This window comes from Rhodococcus sp. P4_F5, from assembly GCF_056401315.1.
Map to the genome: position 1 here is coordinate 1 of NZ_JBFUJP010000142.1, position 2,588 is coordinate 2,588.

A 2,588-nucleotide genomic window follows, 5' to 3' on the forward strand; every position below is an offset into this window, starting at 1 on the left:
GTCGGTGACGGGTCCGGCTTCCGCTGTTGCGGGTGCGGATGTGGTTCTGAACGTGCAGGTTTCGCCGGCTCCGGCTGGTGGCACGGTGCAGTTCAAGGACGGCGCCACGAACATCGGTGGCCTCGTGAACTTCGATTCCGAGGGCAAGGGTTCCATCACGCAGAAGTTCGCGGCCGGCACGCGCAGCATTACCGCGGTGTACTCGGGTGCGGGTGAGTTCCAGGGGTCCACCTCGGCGGCACACACGGTCACGGTGAGCGCGCCGGTTCCGACCGACGTCGCCACGACCACGACCGCGACCGCCCCGGCGACCGCGACCACCGGCGTGGCCGTCGACCTGTGGGCGAAGGTGAAGGGTCCGAACGGTGATCCCATCCCGTCCGGCGGAACGATCTTCTTCAAGGACGGTGGTGCCCTCATCGGCAAGACCGTGAACGCGGTCAATGGTGAGGCGAAGCTGAGCCACACCTTCACGACCGTCGGAGCGCACACCATCACCGCTGAGTTCGGTGGAACGACCGGCTTCCTGACCTCGGTCTCGCAATCCAGCACGGTCGAGGTGTCGGCCCCCGTCATCACAGACGTGGCCACCACCACGGTGCTGGCCATGCCTGCCACCGCGAAGAACGGGGCCGCGGTGAACCTGGTCGCGACTGTCTCCCCGACTCCGGCCGGTGGAACCGTGCAGTTCATGGACGGCGCCACGCCGCTCGGTGCTCCGGTCGGGTTGCTCGCAGGCAAGGCGACTCGCTCGCAGGCCTTCACCACTGCCGGTGAGCACCAGATCACCGCGATCTACAGTGGCGCCCCGGGCCACCTGGCCTCGACCACAGAGGTCGGCATCATCACCGTCGACGAGCCCGTCGAGGGTGGAAACGGTGCGGGCGGTTCGCTGGGGAACCTGTTCGGTTCTTCCTAGACCGTCAGAACCCCTGACGGAGTGACGTGAGTGTGGCCCCTGCCGGAAGTTCGGCAGGGGCCACACCCGTATTCGCGGCAGGAATCGGGCCATGGCAGAAATGCCCGATTGCGGGTCGAATTCGTCAGCTGAACGAAGTAATTACCGGCCAGCAACAAAGGTAACCGCCCGTCGCGGTCACTGCCTGGGGTGGTGCGGTCCCCGCATGAAATGGCAGTTCAAGGCCACTTTTCTCGAGCTGCGACGCTTCGCTGGGCGGTGCCCCGCCGAACCACCGATCTCGCTCAAATTTCTCCCCGTGATCTGCCCGTGACAATCGGCTTGGTGCGTTACCCTGAGCCGAATCCAAAAAGTTGGACGGGCGTCCTGGATTGTCATCGAGAGGGAAACAATGTCTGTAGGAAACACCCGCCGGGTGATCGGTGGTGTGAGCGCGTTCGCGGTGGCGGCCGGGTTCGCGGTCACCGCCGGCGTCGGGATCGCTGGTGCGGCGCCGGGCTCGATCACCTGGACCGACGGCAGCAGCAAGTTCACCCGCACCATCAGCAATGTGACGCCGGCCGAGGGTGACGTCGTCACGTCGTCGATCAAGTTCGAGAGGACCGGGGGCGTCGTCGAGTACGTCCAGGCGGTCAAGGACTTCCGCCCCGCGTGCATGACGTACGTGGAGGGCTCGGCGAAGGTCGACGGCTCTCCTCGTGGGCTCGAGAGCCAGGGCGCGGACTTCGCGCGGGTCACCGGCAGCTGGGCGGTGTATCCGAACATTGATCCCAAGTCGCACACCTTCGAGTTCTCGTACAAGGTCGGGGCGAACTGCGACCGAGACGTCGCGATGAACACCTGGACGGACTACTCCGGCACGCTGGGCTCCGGCAGCTACCCGAACAAGGGCACGACCRTSACGGTGAGCAAGAACGTCACCACGACGGCGYTSGCCGCGGTGCCKGCGGGKGTGAAGGTGGGYCAGTCGGTTCCGTTGAGCGCGACGGTCACCGGTGGTGTCGACGGCAACGTCGTSGAGTTCTTCGACGGSRCGACGAAGMTCGGYCAGGGYCCGCTGGCGGCGGGCAAGGCGACGTTCGCGTGGACGCCCGCGACAACGGGTGGTCACAGCCTGACGGCGAAGTTCCTGGGGACRGCGAAGGCCAACGAGTCGGTCTCGGCGGCGCAGAACGTTCCGGTGGCCGCGGTGGACGTCGTCACGACGACCTCGGTGACCGGTCCGGCRACGGCGGTCGAGGGCACGGACGTGACGTTGAACGTGCAGGTCTCCCCGGCTCCGTCGGGTGGCACGGTGCAGTTCAAGGACGGCGCCACCAACATCGGTGGCCCGGTCACTCTCGGTGCGGACGGCAAGGGTTCGCTGACGCAGCAGTTCGCCACGGGAGCCCGCAGCATCACTGCGGTGTATGCGGGTACGGGTGAGTTCCTCGCATCCACGTCGGGTGCGCACAACATCAACGTGACGGCTGCGGATGTCGTCACGTCGACGTCGGTGACGGGTCCGGCGACGGCGGTCGAGGGCACGGATGTGACGTTCGACGTACAGGTTTCRCCGGCTCCGGGCGGCGGCACGGTGCAGTTCAAGGACGGTGCGGACAACCTCGGTGGTCCGGTGACGCTGGACGGTTCGGGCAAGGCGTCCATCACGCAGTCGTTCGCCGCGCAG

Annotated in this window: 2 protein-coding genes; both read left to right on the forward strand. The window is 66.6% G+C overall.

Features of this window, described 5'->3' with window-relative positions; translation table 11 throughout:
- The coding region (locus AC1DU4_RS26235) for an Ig-like domain-containing protein (RefSeq protein WP_477844894.1) at nucleotides 1-919 on the forward strand (919 nt) is incomplete at its 5' end.
- A 391-nt stretch (nucleotides 920-1,310) separates the two neighbouring features.
- Nucleotides 1,311-2,588, forward strand: a 1,278-nt coding sequence (locus tag AC1DU4_RS26240; RefSeq protein ID WP_477844896.1) for an Ig-like domain-containing protein, incomplete at its 3' end; no start/stop codon positions are given.